This window comes from Curtobacterium sp. UNCCL17 (assembly GCF_000686685.1).
Classification (GTDB): Bacteria; Actinomycetota; Actinomycetes; order Actinomycetales; family Microbacteriaceae; genus Curtobacterium; species Curtobacterium flaccumfaciens.
Map to the genome: position 1 here is coordinate 116642 of NZ_KK366000.1, position 19696 is coordinate 136337.

General features: G+C 71.2%; 15 protein-coding genes. 11 read left to right on the forward strand and 4 right to left on the reverse strand.

From position 1 onward, the window contains the following. Positions 1-74: 74 nt before the first annotated feature. The 5 genes from BR70_RS0105400 (at position 75) to BR70_RS0105420 (ending at position 4224) form a co-directional block, all read left to right on the forward strand. Positions 75-1109, forward strand: coding sequence for a FecCD family ABC transporter permease (locus BR70_RS0105400; protein WP_027465227.1), 1035 nt, complete (start codon positions 75-77; stop codon positions 1107-1109). Continuing rightward, positions 1106-2137: a FecCD family ABC transporter permease gene (locus BR70_RS0105405; RefSeq protein WP_231495652.1), complete on the forward strand. Its 1032-nt coding sequence runs from the start codon at positions 1106-1108 to the stop codon at positions 2135-2137. The genes BR70_RS0105400 and BR70_RS0105405 overlap by 4 nt, the downstream gene beginning before the upstream one ends. A 158-nt stretch (positions 2138-2295) precedes the next feature. Continuing rightward, positions 2296-2775: an FHA domain-containing protein gene (locus tag BR70_RS0105410; RefSeq protein ID WP_051596676.1), complete on the forward strand. Its 480-nt coding sequence runs from the start codon at positions 2296-2298 to the stop codon at positions 2773-2775. Next, positions 2775-3479, forward strand: a complete 705-nt coding sequence (gene ftsR / locus BR70_RS0105415) for a transcriptional regulator FtsR (RefSeq protein WP_027465230.1) — start codon at positions 2775-2777, stop codon at positions 3477-3479. The genes BR70_RS0105410 and ftsR overlap by 1 nt, the downstream gene beginning before the upstream one ends. 184 nt (positions 3480-3663) lie before the next feature. After that, the gene (locus tag BR70_RS0105420; protein ID WP_027465231.1) at positions 3664-4224 is read left to right on the forward strand and encodes a MerR family transcriptional regulator; all 561 of its coding nucleotides are present in this window, start codon (positions 3664-3666) and stop codon (positions 4222-4224) included. Positions 4225-4961: 737 nt separating this feature from the next. Here the strand turns inward: BR70_RS0105420 and BR70_RS0105425 are convergent. Beyond that, a complete protein-coding gene (locus tag BR70_RS0105425) occupies positions 4962-5774 on the reverse strand; it encodes a ParA family protein (RefSeq protein ID WP_027465232.1) in 813 nt (270 codons plus the stop codon). A gap of 60 nt (positions 5775-5834) precedes the next feature. Between BR70_RS0105425 and BR70_RS0105430 the strand changes: the two genes are divergently transcribed. The 3 genes from BR70_RS0105430 to BR70_RS23840 all read left to right on the forward strand — a co-directional run bounded on the left by BR70_RS0105430 (position 5835) and on the right by BR70_RS23840 (position 10024). Beyond that, entirely contained in the window at positions 5835-9245 is a 3411-nt protein-coding gene (locus BR70_RS0105430) for a pyruvate carboxylase (RefSeq protein WP_027465233.1), read from the forward strand. A 1-nt stretch (position 9246) separates the two neighbouring features. Then, complete coding sequence (locus BR70_RS0105435; RefSeq protein ID WP_027465234.1) at positions 9247-9750, forward strand: peptide deformylase; 504 nt, start codon at positions 9247-9249, stop codon at positions 9748-9750. 142 nt (positions 9751-9892) lie between these two features. Continuing rightward, positions 9893-10024 carry a hypothetical protein gene (locus BR70_RS23840; protein WP_258366694.1) on the forward strand — a complete coding sequence of 44 codons (132 nt, stop codon included), beginning with the start codon at positions 9893-9895 and terminating at the stop codon, positions 10022-10024. 489 nt (positions 10025-10513) lie between these two features. On the opposite strand, the gene BR70_RS0105445 is transcribed toward BR70_RS23840, so the two are convergent. Continuing rightward, a complete protein-coding gene (locus BR70_RS0105445; RefSeq protein ID WP_027465235.1) occupies positions 10514-12532 on the reverse strand; it encodes an AMP-dependent synthetase/ligase in 2019 nt (672 codons plus the stop codon). 121 nt (positions 12533-12653) lie between these two features. Between BR70_RS0105445 and BR70_RS0105450 the strand changes: the two genes are divergently transcribed. From BR70_RS0105450 to BR70_RS0105460, 3 genes are all read left to right on the forward strand, one after another. Beyond that, entirely contained in the window at positions 12654-13607 is a 954-nt protein-coding gene (locus BR70_RS0105450; RefSeq protein ID WP_017886608.1) for an ROK family glucokinase, read from the forward strand. A 50-nt stretch (positions 13608-13657) separates the two neighbouring features. Continuing rightward, positions 13658-14383 carry a lysophospholipid acyltransferase family protein gene (locus BR70_RS0105455; protein ID WP_027465236.1) on the forward strand — a complete coding sequence of 242 codons (726 nt, stop codon included), beginning with the start codon at positions 13658-13660 and terminating at the stop codon, positions 14381-14383. A 105-nt stretch (positions 14384-14488) separates the two neighbouring features. Next, positions 14489-15874 carry a class II 3-deoxy-7-phosphoheptulonate synthase gene (locus BR70_RS0105460; RefSeq protein WP_051596677.1) on the forward strand — a complete coding sequence of 462 codons (1386 nt, stop codon included), beginning with the start codon at positions 14489-14491 and terminating at the stop codon, positions 15872-15874. Positions 15875-16165: 291 nt separating this feature from the next. Here the strand turns inward: BR70_RS0105460 and pknB are convergent, their stop codons facing one another. Both pknB and BR70_RS0105470 read right to left on the reverse strand, forming a co-directional pair. After that, positions 16166-18223, reverse strand: a complete 2058-nt coding sequence (gene pknB, locus BR70_RS0105465) for a Stk1 family PASTA domain-containing Ser/Thr kinase (protein ID WP_027465238.1) — start codon at positions 18221-18223, stop codon at positions 16166-16168. A gap of 82 nt (positions 18224-18305) precedes the next feature. Beyond that, entirely contained in the window at positions 18306-19577 is a 1272-nt protein-coding gene (locus BR70_RS0105470) for a LysM peptidoglycan-binding domain-containing protein (protein ID WP_027465239.1), read from the reverse strand. Between the last annotated feature and the right edge of the window lie 119 nt (positions 19578-19696).

The window sequence follows — 19696 nt, forward strand, 5'->3', positions numbered from 1 at the left end:
CGAACCCTGCGCACGCTCCGGGCTTGCTCGGGGGACGCCGAGTGGGGCTCCGGCGTTAGGGTGGCCTTACTTCCATGCCTCCGTCGACGTCCACGCCCCCGGCTCCCAGCTCCGTCCCCCGACTCGTCGGTGCGACCGTGCTGGCGGTCGTCGTCCTCGCCGTGGCGTGTGCGCTGTCGATCGCGTACGGCTCGCGGCCGATCCCGCTCGGCACCGTCCTCGACACGGTGATGCACCCCGGTCGGAGCGACGAGGTCGGGCTCATCGTGCTCGGCAACCGCGTGCCCCGCACCGTCGTCGGACTGCTCGCCGGGGCCGCGCTCGGGGTGGCCGGGGCGGTCATGCAGGGCGTGACGCGCAACCCGCTCGCCGACCCGAGCGTCCTCGGCATCAACTCCGGAGCGACCCTGGCCGTGGTGGCCGGGATCGCGCTCTTCGGCGTGAGCGGCACGGCGGCCTACCTGCCGTTCGCGTTCGTCGGGGCAGCCCTCGCCGCACTGCTCGTGTACGGGATCGCGACCGTCGCCCGTCGCGGCCTCTCACCCGTCGGACTCGCCCTCGCCGGAGCCGTGGTCGCCGCAGCGCTGTCGTCGGTCACCACCGCGGTCCTCGTGACCGACCAGAGCCTGCTCGACCAGCTGCGGTTCTGGCAGGTCGGTGCCCTCGCGGGCAAGGACCTCGGCACGGCGGGGATCATCACGGCGCCGGTGCTCGTCGGGCTGGCGATCGCGTTCGGCCTCGGTCGGTCGCTCAACACCCTCGCGCTCGGGGATGAACTCGCGGCGTCGCTCGGGCAGCGGGTCGTGCTCGTCCGCGCCGTCGGCGGTCTGGTCGCGGTGCTGCTGGCCGGGTCCGCGGTGGCCGCCGCCGGGCCGATCGCCTTCGTCGGGCTCGCCGTGCCGCACGCCGTCCGTCGGCTGAGCGGCCCCGACCACCGCTGGACCATCCTGCTGTCGGCGATCGTCGCCCCCGCACTGCTGCTCGTCGCCGACGTCATCGGCCGCGTCGTGGCGTACCCGGGGGAGCTGCAGGTCGGCATCGTCACGGCGCTCATCGGGGCGCCGGTGTTCATCGCGCTCGTGCGGTCGAGGGTGGTGCGGGGACTGTGAGGCAGTTGTTCGGCTCCGGCCGCCCGCGGTCCGGCGGTCTGCGCCGCTCGGCCGGCCTGCGTCGTGAGGTCGCGGTGCTCGTCGCCGTGCTCGTGGTCGTCGTGGTGCTCGTCCTGGTCGGGCTCGGCGCCGGTTCGATCCCGCTCACCCCGGGCCAGGTGCTCGCCGCCCTGTTCGGCCAGGGGGACCGGATCTCGGACTTCGTCATCGGGCAGCTCCGCGGGCCGCGGGTGCTCGGTGCCGTCCTCGTCGGGGCCAGTCTCGGCGTCGCGGGCGCGATCGTGCAGAGCGTCGTGCGGAACCCGATCGCGAGCCCCGACGTCATCGGGATCACCTCGGGGGCCAGTGCCGCGGGACTCACCGCCATCGTGCTGTTCGGTGCCAGCGGTGGCACGCTCTTCTCGGTCGTGCTCGTCGGCGCCGTGGTGGTCTCGATCGTCATCGCCGGGCTCGCCTGGCGACGGGGGATCACCGGCAACCGGGTGATCCTCGTCGGGATCGGCGTCGCGGCGATCTGCCTGAGCATCACCGGCTGGATGCTCACGAGCGGCACCGTCACCCAGGCCGGCACCGCGCTGCTCTGGCTCTCCGGCAGCCTGAACGCCGTCGACCGCGACCTGGTCGGGGTGCTCGGCGTCGCATTCGTCGTGCTCGGCGTGCTCGCACTGCTGCAGTCCGCACGCCTCCAGGTGCTGAGCCTCGGGGACGAGGTCGCCGCCGCGCTCGGACTCCGGCCGGACCGGGCGAAGGTGCTCCTGCTCCTCACCGCCGTGTGCCTGACCGCCGCAGCCGTCGCCACGGCCGGGCCGGTCTCGTTCGTGGCGCTGATGGCCGCGCCGATCGCCAGACGCCTGGTCGGCGGTGGACGGGTCGCACTCGCGCCGGCCGCAGCCGTCGGTGCCGCGATCACGCTCGGCAGCGACCTGCTCGCCCAGTTCGTGATCCCCGGCAACGCGCTGCCGGTGGGGGTCGTGACGGGCGTCGTGGGGGCGCCGTACCTGCTCTGGTTGCTCGCGCGGGGCCGGTGACGACGGGTCGCACGAGTCGATGATTTCGGGTTCCACGGGTCTCTGACGCGGCTCGTGCGTTCGCGGATCGCGGAAGTCCCTCCACAGTCCCAGATCGGGGCTGCCGCTCGGGCCTTCGTTTCCGATACGCTGGTGGGCCAAGAGGAGGAGGTCCACCGATGCCAGATCCAGTGGTCCCGCAGCCGGGCGGTCAGAAGACCCCGGAGCAGCGGCTGGTCGACACCACGCTGACCTTCAGCATGGACATGGGCGCGGCGCTCACCGCCGAGTCCGGTGTCTCGACCGAAGAACGTGAAGCCGTCAACGCCCTGCCCTCCGGCTCGGCGTTGCTCGTGGTCCGTCGCGGCCCCAACGTGGGTGCGCGGTTCCTCCTCGACTCCGACGTCACGACGGCCGGTCGGCACCCCGACGCCGACATCTTCCTCGACGACGTCACCGTGTCGCGCAAGCACGCGCAGTTCCTGCGCCACGGCACGAGCTTCAGCGTCAAGGACAACGGTTCCCTGAACGGCACGTACTTCGACGGTGTCCGCATCGACGAAGCGCTGCTCACCGACGGGGCCGAGGTCCAGGTCGGCAAGTTCCGCCTGACGTTCTACGCATCTCGGGTCGACCTGGCGCGCCTGGCGAACGCGTAGTGGCCGCACGGTCCGCTGCGGCCCGGGCGGGGTCCGCGGCACCGGACCTGCTCACCATCGGGCAGGTCCTCGCTCGCCTCAAGCCCGAGTTCCCGGACCTGTCGAGCTCCAAGCTGCGGTTCCTCGAAGAGCGCGAGCTCGTCACCCCGATCCGCACGGCCAGTGGGTACCGCAAGTTCTCCGCTGCCGACCTCGAGCGGCTCCGGGTGATCCTCGGACTGCAGCGCGACCACTACCTGCCGCTCAAGGTCATCAAGGAGTACCTCGCCGACCTCGATGCCGGGCGCGAACCCGTGTTGCCCGGCGGAGGCGACGCGCCGAAGCCGTCGATCCTCGGACGCGAGCGTCGGTACACCCGCGACGAGACGGTCCGGGCAGCCGGAGCCTCCCCGATGCTCCTCGCCGACGCGGTCTCGGCTTCGCTGCTCCCAGCCACCGACACCTACGGCGACGACGGCGTCTCCGTGCTGAAGGCCCTGGTCGAACTGCAGCGCACGGGTATCGAACCGCGACACCTCCGCACGCTGCGCAGCACCGCCGAGCGCGAGGTCGGTCTCATCGAGTCCGCCCTCATGCCGGTCTCCCGCCGGGGCGACGCCACCTCGCGGGCCAAGGCCACCGAACTCGCGCGTGAGATCGCCGGGCACCTCGAGATCATCCGGTCGAACCTCATCCGCCAGGCCATCGGTCGTCTCGACGCATGACACCGTCCGGTGCTCCGACGGGGCTTGTGTGTCAGTGGCCGAGGCGTATCCTCGACACGCCGGACGCGCCGGGTCGGATGTCCCGCGCGGGAGCGGTCGGAGTCGCTACCGTGGACCTCGGAACAACTCTCAACCCGTCGTTGAAGCTTCGGGTGGGAGCTCGATCGTCGTGGAAGGCAAGCTCATGAGTGGGAACGACACCCCTGGCACCGAGTCTGATGTGACCCGGTACGACCTCGGGCTGCTCTTCACCGATGGTCTGCCCGAGCACGACGAGCAGAACGGCTACCGCGGCACCGTCGCCGCACGGGCGGCCGGCATCTCGTACCGACAGCTCGACTACTGGGCCCGCACCGAACTCGTGCAGCCGACGATCCGCGGGGCCGCCGGCTCCGGGTCGCAGCGCCTGTACGGGTTCCGCGACATCCTCGTGCTCAAGCTCGTGAAGCGCCTCCTCGACACCGGCATCTCGCTGCAGCAGATCCGCACCGCGGTCAACCAGCTCCGTGAGTCCGGCGTGTCCGACCTGGCGCAGACCACGCTGATGTCCGACGGCGCCTCGGTGTACCTGTGTACCTCCGACGACGAGGTCATCGACCTCGTGTCACGCGGCCAGGGTGTCTTCGGCATCGCGGTCGGCAAGGTCCTGCGCGAGGTCGAGAGCTCCCTGGTCGAGCTCGACGCCACCGCTGCGGCCGACCCCTCGGACGAGCTCGCCGCTCGTCGCGCTTCCCGCGCTTCCTGACCTTTCGCGTTCGGGTTCGGGCCCGGGTTCGGGCTCGGGTTCGGGTTCGGGTTCGGGTTCGGGTCCAACGGTCGCGAATCGCCGTGTGCGCGTCGCCGAGTGGTCACGAACCGTCGCTTGCGGCGCTCCCAACTGACAGTTGTTGGCCGCTCGGCGGACGTGAGCGGTGTGTTGTGACCGCGCGGCGAGCCGGGGCCGGGCGTGTCTACCGGGACCGGGGCGTGCCTCCCGGCGGTTTGCGCGTGGTCGCGCACCGTCGTGAGCGCGTCGCCGAGTAGTCACGAGCTGTCGCCTGCGACGCTGCCGGGCGACAGTTGGTGACCGGTCGGCGGCCGTGAGCGGTGTGTTGTGACCGCGCGGCGAGCCGGGGCCGGGCGTGTCTACCGGGGCCGGGGCGAGCCTCCCGGCGGTGTGCGCGTGGTCGCGAACCGTCGTGTGTGCCTCGCCGAGTGGTCACGAGCTGTCGGCTGCGACGCTGCCGGGCGACAGTTGGTGACCGCTCGGCGGACGTGAGCGGTGTGTTGTGACCGCGCGGCGAGCCGGGGCCGGGCGTGTCTGCCGGAGCCCGGGTCGGCCTCCCGGCGGTCTGCGCTTGGTCCCGAACTGCCGTGTGCGTGTCGTCGAGTGGTCACGAACCGTCGGCTGCGACGCTGTCGGCCGACAGGTGGTGACCACTCGGCGGACGTGAGCGGCACGTCACGCGACCGCGACCGCGCCGCGACCGCACGAGCACCGACCTACGCGGCGCCACCCTCGGCGTACGGACCGATCTTGCCGGTGCGCATGATGCGCTCGAGCAGCTGGTCGAAGTTCTTCGCCATCTCCTGCGCGGACTCGCCGGGCCAGACGTGCAGCGGCTTCGCGGCACCCTGCGCCTGCTGCAGCGACGTGCGCTCCGGTAGCTGCGGGGAGAGCACGAGCGGGCCGAACATGTCGCGGAGTTCCTTGATGCGGAACTGGTGCTCGAGGGACTGCACCCGGGCACGGTTCACGATGATGCCGAGGGGCTGCAGGCGCGGGGAGAGTCCGCGGCGGATCTCCTCGATGGCGCGCAGCGCACGGTCGGCGGCGGCGACGGAGAACAGGCCGGGCTCGGTGACGACGGTGACGCGGTCGGACGCGGCCCACGCGGTGCGCGTCAGGGCGTTCAGTGACGGCGCACAGTCGATGAGGACGAGTTCGTAGTCCTGCTCGACGTTGGCCAGGGCCTCTTCGAGCTTCCAGATGTCGCGGATCGACGGGTGCGGCCCGTCGAAGTTGATGGCGGAGGGCGAGCCGACCATGACGTCGATCTTGCCCTGCGACCCCTTCGTCCAGCCCGAGGGGGCGATCGCCTGACGGACGATCTTCTCCTTCGGGTTCTCGAGGACGTCGGCGACGTTGAGGTGGCCGGCGAGGTTGATGTCGAGGCCCGTGGAGACGTCGGACTGCGGGTCCAGATCCACCACCAGCGTGCGCAGTCCCTTGGCGAACGCGGCCGAGGTCAGGCCGAGCGTCACCGTCGTCTTGCCGACACCACCCTTGAGGGAGCTCACGCTGAGTACATGCACGTTGAGCAACGTTACCGCCACTAGGGTTGTCTCACCTCAACCCGGGCTGAAAGGGACGTCGTGTTCACGAAGATCCTCGTTGCGAACCGTGGCGAGATCGCCATCCGCGCGTTCCGTGCCGCCTACGAGTTGGGGGCCCGTACGGTGGCCGTCTACCCGTACGAAGACCGGAACTCCCTGCACCGCCTCAAGGCCGACGAGGCCTACCTGATCGGGGAGCGGGGCCACCCGGTCCGGGCGTACCTGGACGTCTCCGAGATCATCCGCGTCGCCCGCGAGTCGGGGGCCGACGCGATCTACCCGGGGTACGGGTTCCTGTCCGAGAACCCCGAGCTCGCCGCCGCAGCAGCCGCGAACGGCATCACCTTCATCGGTCCGGGCGAGCACGTGCTCGAGATGGCCGGCAACAAGGTCACCGCGAAGGAGCACGCGATCGCGGCCGGCGTCCCGGTCCTCGCGAGCACCCCGGCGAGCCGCGACATCGACGAACTGATCGCCGGCGCCGACGCGATCGGGTTCCCGGTCTTCGCCAAGGCCGTCGCCGGTGGTGGTGGCCGTGGCATGCGCCGCGTGGAGACGAAGCCCGAGCTGCGCGACGCCCTCGAAGCAGCGATGCGCGAGGCCGACAGTGCGTTCGGCGACCCGACGATGTTCCTCGAGCAGGCCGTCATCCGTCCGCGCCACATCGAGGTGCAGATCCTCGCCGATGCGACCGGCACCGACGCGGGCACGATCCACCTGTTCGAGCGGGACTGCTCGGTGCAGCGGCGCAACCAGAAGGTCGTCGAGATCGCGCCGGCGCCGAACCTCGACCCCGCGGTCGCGCAGGCACTGCACCGCGACGCCGTGGCCTTCGCCCGGTCGATCGGGTACGTCAACGCCGGCACCGTGGAGTTCCTGCTCGACACCGAGGGCGAGCGCGAGGGGCAGCACGTCTTCATCGAGATGAACCCGCGCATCCAGGTCGAGCACACGGTCACCGAAGAGGTCACCGACGTCGACCTGGTGCAGTCGCAGATGCGCATCGCGGCGGGGGAGACCCTCGCCGACCTCGGCCTGTCGCAGGACACCGTCGCCGTGCACGGCGCCGCGCTGCAGACCCGCATCACGACCGAGGACCCGACGCAGGGCTTCCGTCCGGACACCGGCCGGATCAGCACCTACCGCAGCCCCGGCGGCGCCGGCGTCCGGCTCGACGGCGGCACGGTCGCCACCGGCGCGCAGATCAGCCCGCACTTCGACTCCATGCTCGCGAAGATGACGTGCCGCGGCCGGGACTTCCCGGCGGCGGTGTCCCGGGCCAAGCGTGCCCTCGCCGAGTTCCGCATCCGCGGCGTCAGCACGAACATCCCGTTCCTGCAGGCCGTGCTCGAGGACCCGGACTTCGCCCGCGGCGACGTCTCGACGAAGTTCATCGAGGAACGCCCGCAGCTCTTCGGCGGTCACGTCTCGAAGGACCGCGGCACGAAGGTGCTCACCTGGCTCGCCGACGTCACGGTGAACAAGCCGAACGGTGAGCGGTCGCCGCTGATCACCGACCCGGCCGACAAGCTCCCGGCCACCGACCTGACGGCCCCGGTGCCCGAGGGGCAGCGCGACCGCCTGCTGGCGATGGGTCCGGCCGAGTGGTCGAAGGCACTGCGCGCCCAGACGGCCCTCGCGGTGACCGAGACGACGATGCGGGACGCCCACCAGTCGCTCCTCGCGACCCGGGTCCGCACGAAGGACCTCGTCGCCGTCGCACCGCACGTGGCAAGGCTCACCCCGCAGCTGCTCAGCGTCGAGGCCTGGGGTGGTGCCACGTACGACGTGGCACTCCGGTTCCTCGGTGAAGACCCCTGGGAGCGCCTGTCCTCGCTGCGCGAAGCGATGCCGAACATCCCGATCCAGATGCTGCTGCGCGGCCGCAACACCGTCGGGTACACGCCGTACCCGACCGAGGTCACCGACGCCTTCGTCGACGAGGCGGCTCGGTCCGGCGTCGACGTCTTCCGCGTGTTCGACGCGCTGAACGACGTCAGCCAGCTGCGTCCAGCCCTGGAGGCGGTGCTCGCGACCGGTACGGCCGTCGCCGAGGCGGCGCTCTGCTACACCGCCGACCTCCTCGACCCCGCCGAGGAGCTCTACACGCTCGACTACTACCTCCGCTTGGCGGAGCAGATGGTCGAGGCCGGCGCGCACGTCATCGGCATCAAGGACATGGCCGGGCTCCTCCGTGCCGGTGCAGCCGAGAAGCTCGTCACCGCCCTGCGCGAGCGCTTCGACCAGCCCGTGCACGTGCACACCCACGACACCGCCGGCGGCCAGCTCGCGACCCTGCTCGCCGCCTCGCGCGCCGGGGCCGACGCCGTCGACGTGGCCGCAGCACCCATGGCCGGCACGACCAGCCAGCCGAGCATGTCCGCCCTGGTCGCCGCACTGGCCCACACCGAGCGCGACACCGGTCTGTCCCTCGACGCCGTCGGTGACCTCGAGCCGTACTGGGAATCGGTCCGTCGCGTGTACGCCCCGTTCGAGTCCGGGCTCGCCGGTCCGACCGGGCGTGTCTACAAGCACGAGATCCCCGGCGGCCAACTGTCGAACCTCCGGCAGCAGGCGATCGCCCTCGGGCTCGGCGACCGGTTCGAGCAGGTCGAGGACTGGTACGCCGAGGCGAACCGGATCCTCGGGCGCCCGACCAAGGTCACGCCGTCGTCGAAGGTCGTCGGTGACCTCGCGTTGCAGCTCGCCGCGGTCGGTGCCGACCCGGTCGACTTCGAGCAGAACCCCGACAAGTACGACATCCCGGACTCCGTGGTCGGGTTCATGGCTGGCGAGCTGGGCGACCTGCCCGGCGGCTGGCCCGAGCCGTTCCGCTCCAAGGTCTTGGCCGGTCGCGAGGTCCGACTCGAGATCACCCCCGTGCCCGCGGACGAGCGTGCGCACCTCGAGACCCCCGGACCCGCGCGCCAGCAGGCCCTCAACCGCCTGCTCTTCCCGCAGCCGACGCAGCAGTTCCAGCGCGTGCGGGAGCAGTACGGCGACCTGTCCGTCGTGCCGACCGTCGACTACCTGTACGGGTTGCGCCCCGGACAGGAGCACAGCGTTCCGCTCGGGAAGGGCGTCGACCTGTTCGTCGGGCTCGAGGCGATCGGCGAGGTGGACGCCAAGGGCATCCGCACGGTCATGGCGACGATGAACGGGCAGCTCCGCCCGGTCGCCGTCCGCGACCGTTCGGTCGAGGTCGAGACGAAGGCGGCCGAGAAGGCCGACGCGTCCGACCCCAAGCACGTGGCCGCGCCGTTCTCCGGCGTGGTGACGCTCAAGGTCGCCGTCGGTGACGTCGTCGAGGCCGGTACGCCGGTGGCGAGCATCGAGGCGATGAAGATGGAAGCGGCCATCACGGCGCCCGTGTCGGGCACCGTCGGCCGACTCGCGATCCCGGTGACCCAGCAGGTGGACGCCGGCGACCTCCTGGTGGTGCTGCAGTAAATTGACCGTTCGTCCCATCCGCCTGTTCGGCGACCCCGTCCTCCGTTCGCCGGCCGACCCGATCCGCCCCGAACTGCTCGGGAGCGCCGGGGTCCGTGACCTCGTGCAGGACCTCATCGACACCGTCAAGGAACCCGGACGTGCCGGAGTGGCCGCGCCCCAGATCGGCGTCGGACTCCGTGCGTTCTCGTACAACGTGGACGGCGAGGTCGGCTACGTCCTCAACCCCGAGATCGTCGAGGTCTCCGGGGAGCCCGAGCTCATGGAAGAAGGGTGCCTCTCCGTCCCGGGGCTCGGCTACCCGACGCGTCGCTCCCCGTACGCGAAGGTGCGGGGTGTCGACGTCGACGGCGACGAGGTCGTCCTCGAGGGCACGGGCCTGATGGCCGAGGCGCTCCAGCACGAGTGCGACCACCTCGACGGGACCGTCTACGTGATGACGCTCGACCCCGAGATCCGCCGACAGGCGCTGCGCGACATCCGTGCGCAGGACTGGTTCCACTGAGTGCCTGCACAGGCCCGCGTTCGCCGGCTGTGAACAGTGGTCTGACACCCCCACGGGGAATTGTCGCTTTGTCCTGACGAGGGGGTACCGTGCTGCTGTCGGCCTCCCACCGACGACCATCCCATCCCCCCAGGACTCCCGCATGACCAGTCAGAACGACGAGCTCAGCTCGCACCGCACCCGCACCAACCGTCGGCCAGCCGAGACCACCGTCACGACCGGTTCGACCGCCGTCCTCGACGCCCCCGCGACGGAGCAGTCGCAGGAGGCCTGAGCCCCGCAGGCGCCCCGGCGCCCGCTGTACGGCCTGGAGGCCCGGATCACGTCCGACGGACGTGATCCGGGCCTCCAGGCTGTTGCGTCCACACCCGCGCGTACCTGGCGGATTCGGGCGTACCTGGTCGAAAGAAACGATCCGGTACGCCCGAATCGACCCGGTACGCCCGAGTCGGCCCGGTACGCCCGAGTCGGCCCGGTACGCCCGTAGCCGGTCGGTTAAGGGTCGGCCCCGCGTGTGCCTGGCGGAATCGGGCGTTCCTGGTCGGAAGAAACGACCCGGTACGCCCGAATCGGCCCGGTACGACCGAAAGCTGCCAGCCGACCGCGCGGCAACCGCCTGGAGGCCCGGCGCCAGTCCGGCGGACCGGCGCCGGGCCTCCAGGCGGTCGCGTCTCCGACCTGCGCCCACCTAGCGGAATCGGGCGTACCTGGTCAGAAGAACCGATCCGGTACGCCCGAATCGACCCGGTACGCCCGACGGGCGCTACGCGCGGTTGCGCCGCCGACCCTCGATCACCGGGGTCGCCGTCGTCTGCACCTTCGACCCGGAGTAGATGTGGTCGATGTCGGCGGCGAAGTCCTTCAGGATGACCGACCGCTTGATCGTCAGCTTCGGCGTGAGGTGCCCGGAGGCCTCCGTCAGGTCCGTGTCGAGGATCGTGAACGACCGGACCGACTCGGCGCGGGAGACCCGTCCGTTGGCGGCGTCGATGGCCTCCTGGACGGCGGAGAGCACGCGCTCGTCGTACGCGGCCTCGTGCCCGCTCAGTGCCGGGGTGATCCCGCGGGACTCGCACCAGCCGGGCAGCATCTCGCGATCGAGCGTCACGAGCGCGGCGACGAACGGCTTGCCCTCGCCGACGACCACGACCTGGCCGATGAGCGGGTGCTCGCGGATGCCGTCCTCGAGCGGTGCCGGGGCGACGTTCTTGCCGCTCGCGGTGACGATGAGCTCCTTGGCACGTCCGGTGACGGTGAGGACCCCGTCGGCGTCGAGCCGGCCGAGGTCACCGGTGCGGAACCAGCCGTCGGCGAAGGCGTGCTCGGTCGCCTCGTCGTTCCGCCAGTACCGGTCGAAGACGTCGACGCCGTGGATCAGGATCTCGCCGTCGTCGGCGATCCGGACCTCGATGCCGGGCAGCGCGCGGCCGACGGTCCCGATGCGGAGTTCGCGGGCGCGGTTGACCGTGGCGGGTGCCGTGGTCTCGGTCAGGCCGTAGCCCTCGAGGATGAGCACTCCGATCGAGCGGAAGAAGTGCGAGAGCCGCGGGGAGAGGGGTGCCGAACCGCTGACGGCGTACCCGACCCGGCCGCCGAGGGCGTCGCGGAGCTTGGCGTACACGAGCCGGTCGAACAGCTTGAACTTCAGGCCGAGCAGGAACGGCACCCTGCCGGCTGCGAGGGCCTCGGAGTGGGCGACCGCGGTGTCTGCGGCCGCGCGGAAGATCCTGCCCTTGCCACCGAGGTCGGCCTTCTGCTCCGCTGAGTTGTAGATCTTCTCGAACACCCGGGGGACCGCGAGCAGGAACGTCGGCTTGAAGGTCGACACCGCGCGCATCAGGTCCTTGGTGTCCGGCTCGTGGCCGACGAGGACGCCGGCGGACACCGACATCGCGGCGATGAACCGGGCGAAGACGTGGGCGAGCGGGATGAACAGCAGGGTCGAGGCGCCGTCGGCGACGACCTCGGGCATCGCCTCGCTCGCGCCCTCGACCGTGGCGGTGAAGTTGTCGTGCCGCAGGACGCAGCCCTTCGGTCGGCCGGTGCTGCCCGAGGTGTAGATGATCGTGGCGTCGTCGTGGCCGTGCACGTTCGCGGTCCGGGCGTCGAGTTCGTCGTCGGTGACGTCCTCGCCGAGCCGGGTCAGGTCGTCGAGGCCGCCGCCGTCGATCGTCCAGTGTTGACCCAGGGAGGGCAGGTCGGGCGCGATGGAGGCGACGCGGCGCGCGTGCTCCTCCTGCTCGACGACGATCGCGACCGACTCGGAGTCGGACAGGATCCAGCGCACCTGGTCGGGGGAGCTCGTCTCGTACACGGGCACAGACACGAGGCCGGCTGTCCACACGGCGAAGTCGACCAGGGTCCACTCGAGCCGCGTCCGCGACAGGATCGCGACATGCGCGCCCGGTTCGAGCCCGGCGGCGACGAAGCCCTTGGCGATGCCGCGCACCCGGGCGAGCGTCTCCGCCGCGGTGAAGGTCGTCCAGGTGTCACCGTGGCGCTGGGCCAGGATCGGACGGTCGGGCGTCAGGCGGACGCGGTCGCCGAGGAGCCGTGCCGCCGAGCCGTGGTCCGGGGCGACGGGACCGCCGTGGGCCGCGGAGACCGGGTGGTCCTGGGCAGGGGCGGTCGGTGCGGCCGGGGCGGCTGGTGCAGCCGCGCCGGTGCCGACGCCAGCGGGTGTGGCGTGCCTGCCGGCCGACGGTGTGGTCCCGGTGGCGGCGCTGCCAGCGGTGGACGTGTCGGTGGAGGCGCTGCTGCGTGCAGGACGCTGATCGTTCACGGTGACTCCCTTGTCTGCCGGTTCGACTCGAGTGCGCCTCAACACCGAGGCGACACCGCCAGCATAGGACGCGTCACCGGGCGTTCCGTGACTTCGCGGCGAACCGGTAGGCTCGTTGCTCGTGCACGCCATCGGAATCGACATCGGGGGCACCAAGATCGCGGGTGCGGTCGTGACGGAACTGGGCGAGATCGTCGCCGAGGACCGCGTGGCCACCAACGCTGCGGACCCGAACGCCATGCTCGACGACGTCGTCTCGATGGTCGAGCGACTCAGCTCGCTCCACCAGGTCGGCGCCGTGGGGGTCGCCGCCCCCGGGTTCATCGACGCCTCGCAGTCGATCGTCTACTACACGCCGAACATCCGGTGGCGGAACGAACCGCTCCGGCAGAAGCTGCAGCAGCGCCTCGGCGACCTGCACATCACGGTGGACAACGACGCGAACGCCGCGGGCTGGGCCGAGTTCCGGTTCGGCGCCGGTCGGCTCGTGTCCGACATGACGATGCTCACCATCGGCACGGGCGTCGGCGGCGCCATCGTGACCGAGGACCGTCTGTTCCGCGGGGGCTTCGGTACCGGCGGCGAGATCGGCCACCTGCGCATCGTCCCGAACGGGCTGCCCTGCGGCTGCGGTGCCCGCGGCTGCATCGAGCAGTACGGCTCGGGTCGTGCCCTGCAGCGCATGGCGAACGACGTCGCCGACGCCGGTGGCATCGGTTCGGCGCTGGCCGACGCCCGCGCCGACAACGGCGGCCAGCTCGACGGCAAGATCGTCGGCGACCTGATCCTGGCCGACGACCCGGGTGCCCTCGCGGCCCTCCGTCGGCTCGGTCGACACCTCGGCGAGGCGTGCGCGTCGCTGTCCGCGGTGCTCGACCCGCAGCTCTTCGTGTTCGGCGGCGGCGTCGCTAGCGCGGGGGACCGGCTGCTCGACCCGATCAAGCAGGCGTACCTCAACAACCTGCCGGCCCGCGGGTACCACCCGGAGCCGGACTTCGTGATCGCCGAGCTCGTCAACGACGCCGGCGTCGTCGGTGCCGCCGACCTCGCCCGCATCCACGCCCGCACGGCGTAGGTTCGGGCCACCCACCCGGGCCACCACCTTCTCACCACCTGGAGTCGTCGATGACCTACTGGCTGCTGAAGAACTTCGTGCTCGGCCCGCTCATCCTCACCCTGTTCCGGCCGTGGGTGGTCGGGCGTGAGCACGTGCCCGCCAAGGGCCCGGTCATCTTCGCGTCGAACCACATCTCGTTCATCGACTCGGTGATCCTGCCGGCGGTGCTCGACCGCCGACTCTCGTTCCTGGCGAAGAGCGACTACTTCACCGGCCGCGGGCTGAAGGGCTGGGCGACGAAGACGTTCTTCAACGCCATCGGCCAGCTGCCGATCGACCGCTCCGGCGGCAAGGCGTCCGAGGCATCGCTGCGCACCGGCCTGCAGGTCCTGGCACGCGGTGAGCAGCTCGGCATCTACCCCGAGGGCACCCGCAGCCCCGACGGCAAGCTCTACCGCGGCCGCACCGGCATCGCCCGGATGATCCTCGAGGGGCGCGTGCTCGTCGTGCCCGTCGCCATGGTCGGCACGCGCGAGGTGCAGCAGATCGGGCAGCGCTTCCCGAAGATCAAGCGCGTCGGGGTCGTGTTCGGCAAGCCGCTCGACTTCTCGCGGTTCCAGGGGTTCGAGACCGACCGCTTCATCCTGCGCAGCGTCACGGACGAGGTCATGCACGAGCTCGCCGGTCTGAGCCGACAGGAGTACGTGGACGTCTACGCCACCAGCGTGAAGGAGCGGGCGAGCTCCGCGCGCGAGGCCGTCATGCGGGAACGGAAGTCGACGCCTGCACGTTAGGCTCTGATGGTCCCGGCACCCCGCCAGGACGCCCATCGACGACGTGCGGCCCGGTGCCGGTAGCGCGTCGTCGGGCCGCCCGCACAGAACACCGAGGTAACGCCCTTGTTCGAGTCGACCGACTTCGTCGCCCTGCAGGATCCGGACGTCATCGAGGGGCTCGACTATTGGCGGACGCTCCCGATCAAGCAGCAGCCGACCTGGCCGGACGCCGCCGCTGCCGAGGCCGCTTCGGCCGAGATCGCCACGCTCCCGCCGCTCGTGTTCGCGGGCGAGGTCGACAAGCTGCGTGAGCGGCTCGCCGCCGCCGCCCAGGGCAAGGCCTTCCTGCTGCAGGGCGGTGACTGCGCCGAGACCTTCGCCGGTGCCACCGCCGACTCGATCCGCGACCGGGTCAAGACGATCCTGCAGATGGCCGTCGTGCTGACCTACGGCGCCTCGATGCCCGTCATCAAGATGGGGCGCATGGCCGGGCAGTTCGCCAAGCCCCGCTCGAGCGACTTCGAGACCCGTGGCGACGTCACGCTGCCCGCCTACCGCGGTGACATCGTGAACGGCTACGACTTCACGCCGGAGAGCCGGACGGCCGACCCGCGCCGCCTGGTGCAGGGGTACCACACCGCTGCTTCGACGCTGAACCTCGTCCGGGCCTTCACGCAGGGGGGCTTCGCCGACCTGCGCCAGGTGCACTCGTGGAACAAGGGCTTCGCCTCGAACCCCGCGAACGCCCGCTACGAGCACCTCGCCAAGGAGATCGACCGCGCGATCCGCTTCATGGACGCCTGCGGTGCCGACTTCGAGGCGCTCAAGCACGTCGAGTTCTACGCCTCGCACGAGGGGCTGCTGATGGACTACGAGCGCCCGATGACCCGCATCGACTCGCGCTCCGGCCTGGCGTACGACACGTCCGGTCACTTCATCTGGATCGGTGAGCGTACGCGGGACCTCGACGGCGCCCACGTGGACTTCCTGTCGCGGGTGCGCAACCCGATCGGCGTGAAGCTCGGCCCGACGACGAGCGTCGACGACATGAAGGCGCTCGTCGACAAGCTCGACCCGAACCGTGAGCCGGGTCGCCTGACCTTCATCACGCGGATGGGTGCGGGCAAGATCCGCGACGAGCTGCCCAAGCTGCTCGAGGCGATCAAGGGCATGGACGCCAACCCGCTGTGGGTCACCGACCCGATGCACGGCAACGGCCTGACCACGCCGACGGGCTACAAGACCCGCCGGTTCGACGACGTCGTGGACGAGGTCCTCGGCTTCTTCGAGGCGCACCGCCAGGTCGGCACGTACCCGGGTGGCATGCACGTCGAGCTCACCGGTGACGACGTCACCGAGTGCCTCGGCGGCTCGGAGCACATCGACGAGGCCACCCTCGCCACCCGCTACGAGTCGCTGTGCGACCCGCGCCTGAACCACATGCAGTCCCTCGAGCTCGCCTTCCTGGTGGCCGAGGAACTCGGCGCGCACCAGCCCGACCGCTCGTAACGCACGAACCGTGTCGCCAAAGCGACAGAACCCCGCAGCATGTTCGCGGGGTTCTGTCGCTTTCGTGTGTCGGACGGGAGGCCCGTGACGGCGCCGTCACGGGCCTCCCGTCCGTCCCGGGGTCGCGTCGACGGCCGAGGGTGCGGAGCGTCGGCATCTGCTGCTCGCGAAAGCGACAGTGTGCTGCCGAACGGTGGCGGCACACTGTCGCTTTCGCGACGGTGTCGGCGCTGTCGGACGAGAGAGTGTCGCTCTGGCGGCACACCGCCCGTGCAGCGTCCGCCCCGGCCCCTACTGGTCGTAGGACAGGGTGACCGTGTCGCCGCGGTGGACCGTGGCACCGGCGCCCGGGTCGGTGCCGGTGACCGGCAGCTTCGACTTCCAGTCGTAGAAGCCGCAGAGGATGTTCGTGCAGTCGGGCACGGAGACCTTGAGGCCGAGGTCCTCGAGGGTCTTCGTCGCCTCGTTGATCGTCGCCCCGACGACGCCGTCCTCGGGCACGGTGATCGGCGTCGGACCCTTCGACACGACGACGTCCACGGCCGACCCGCGCACAGCGGGGGAACCCTGCACGGCGGCGGAGACGATCTGACCCGCTGGCACGGTCTCGCTGTACTCCTCGGTCCGGGCGCCGAGGAGCAGTCCGACGTCGTCGAGTGCGGAGGCGGCCTCGTCGACCGTCTTGCCGACCACGTCGGGCACGGGGCCGAGCGAGACGGTCAGCGTGACCTGCCCGGTCTCGCCGTAGGCCTTCACCGTCGTGAGGTCGAGCGGCTTGCCGCCGGACGCGCGACCGGTCGCCGCGACCACGGTGTCCTTCGGGGCGTCGGCGGAGAACTCGTACCGGTCGTCCTGCAGCTCGAAGTCGTCGTCGAGTGCGGCCGTCACGGTGGAGAGCGGCTGCCCGACGATCGCCGGCAGCGGGATCATCCGGGGGCCGTTCGACACGACGATCTGCACCGCCGTGCCCTTCTGCACCTCGCGCTTCGGGGCCGGCTTCGTCGTGGAGACCTGCCCCTTCGCGACGACGGCGTCGAACCGTGTCCCGGTCTTCGACGCCGCCTGCAGGCCCTGTGCTTCGAGCAGCTGCCGGGCCTGCGAGACCGACTTGCCCGTGACTTCCGGGATCCGCACGTTGCCACCCGGCCCCGGGCCGAAGTACCAGCCGAAGCCGGCTCCGATCAGCGCGAGCACGACGACCACGGACAGCAGGATCCAGCCGCGCTTCCGACGCTTCGCCGACTGGTCGGCGAGCCGCTGTCCGGCGGGGGAGAGCACGCCCGGCTGTGCCCCGGTGCGACGGGGGCCCGGGGCGTTGCCGCGCGCACGGGCGGGTGCTCGACCGCGGTCGCCCGTGTCCCGGTCGCCGGACCGGTCGATGATGGCGGTCTCGTCCGCACCTGCGGCTCCTGCGGCCGCTGCGGCACCGAGCGTGCCGGCGCCACCCGAGGGCAGGATCGCGGTGCCGTTCTCGGGGCGGAGCACGGCGGTGCGGTACTGGCCGGTCGCGCGCTGCTGGTTGCCCGACATGTGGTCGAGCATCTCGCGGGCGTCGCGTGGGCGGTCCTCGGGGTCGCGTGCGGTCGACCAGGCGACCAGCTCGTCGAGCTCCGGCGGCACCCCGGACACGGCGGCGCTCGGTGCCGGCACGGAGTCGTTGGCGTGCTGGTATGCGATCTGCATCGGCTGCTCGCCCTTGTAGGGCTGCTCGCCGGTGAGCATCTCGTAGAGCATGATGCCGAGCGCGTAGATGTCGCTGCGCGAGTCGGCGGCGCCGCGGGTCACGAGCTCGGGGGACAGGTAGGCGATCGTGCCGAGCAGGGCCGCGCCGGTCGCCGTGTTCGCGGTCGTGGCCCGGGCCAGGCCGAAGTCGCCGAGCTTGATGCGGCCGTCGTCGGCGAGCAGGACGTTCTCGGGCTTCAGGTCGCGGTGCACGATCCCGGCGCGGTGGGCCGAGGCGAGGCCGGCCAGCACGGCGCGCAGGATGTCGGTCGCCTGCTCGGGCGTCAGGGCGTGGTGCTCCTGCAGCAGGTCCCGCAGCGTGATGCCGGGGATGTACTCCATGACGATGTAGGCGATCTCGCCCTCGGCGCCCTGGTCGTACACGCCCACCAGGTTCGGGTGCGACAGCCGGGCCGCCGACCGGGCCTCCTGGATGAAGCGCTCACGGAAGGCCTGGTCGTCAGCCAGGTGCCCGTGCATGATCTTGATCGCGACGCGTCGCTCGAGGCGCACGTCGGTCGCGAGGTAGACGGTCGCCATGCCCCCGCGCGCGATGCGGGAGCGGACGCGGTACCGCTGATCGATCATGCGACCGATCATCGGATCCGTGGCGGCGTTGGTGGTCATCGGCGGCATTCTACGAATCGGAACCGCACTCGGACGCACCGGCGCACCGCCCGTGACCCAATCTCGATCTTCCGGATGAGGCTCAGAGCGTCGCCAGCCAGCCCTGGGCGGCGCTCGCCCAGGTGGCGTAGGCCTTCGGGTAGGCGGAGAGCTGCACGGCCTGGGCCGCGTCGGTGATGCTCATCGAGGACCAACCGGGCACGTCGAGCAGGCCGCGGGTCTTGCCGGCGTTCGGGTTGTGTCGCCCGCCGAAGAACAGCGCGGTGGCGTGCGCCGGGTCCTGCAGCTTCAGCGCGCTGCCCCAACCCTGGCTCGGACGCTGCTGGAACAGGCCGACCGAGTCGCGGTCGCCGTGCGGCAGGTTCCGGAGGCTCGACTCCTGCATCGCGGCGGCGAGGGCCACGACGATGCCGCGGTCCGGGACGCCCAGCGATCGACCGACGGCCACGATGGTCGCGGCGTTCTGGCGCTGCTCGGCGCTCAGGCCGACGGCACCGCTGACCGCTGCACTCGCGGAGACCGCTGGTGCGGCGGTGGCGTTCGACGACGGGATCACGAGCGTCTTGCCGGCGTAGATCGTGCTCGTGTACGACAGGCCGTTCGCCGACAGGAGCGACTTGACGGAGACGTGGTGCGCGGCGGCGATCGAGGCCACGGTGTCTCCGGCGCTGATCTTCACGCTCGTCTTCGTCGACGGAGCCGAGGCGGTGGACGCCGACGGCGTCGATGACGTTCCGTGCGGCACCCGGAGCGTCTGCCCGGGGTAGATGACGCTGCGCTGCGACAGCTTGTTCGCGCTGAGGAGCGCAGTGGTCGACACGCCGACGCGGGACGCGATGGCGGAGACGGTGTCGCCCTGCTTCACGTGGTAGCTCGAGGTGTCCGAGCCGGAGCCGCCGGTCGACCCGGAGGTCCGCACCGATGCGGTGGTGACGGCGGGCGTCGATGCCAGGTGGAGCGTCTGCCCGGGGTGGATGATCGTGTTCCAGCCCAGGCCGTTGCGCACGAGGATCTCCTGCGCCGACAGGCCGAAGCGGGCTGCGATGCCCGAGACCGTGTCGCCGTGGTGGACGGTGTAGGTGGTGGGGGCCTTCGTGGTGGCGGCGACCGTCCGCACGACGGTCTGCGTCGGCCGGGCGACGGCGGTGCCGAACACCGGGCGGTCGGTCACGGCGCGGTCCTGGTCGACGTGGCGCTTGTGGTTCGCGTCGGCGTCGTCGTGCCGCGGCTCGGCGTGCGCGATCGGGCCGGTCAGGCCGGCGGTCACGGCGATCGTGCCCGCGAGGACGATGGGCATGGTGGCGAACCGGGCGGATCGTGCGCGCCGGGCGACTTCGTCTGCAGCGTGGTCCACGGGTTTCTCCTGATCTCGACTGAGCCGTGCGCACGCGTGCGCGCACTCACAGGTGCCACAACGCTGGCATGGCCTGATTCCCAAGTCAACCAGAGAGTCAGATGGGGTGGATGTGACGA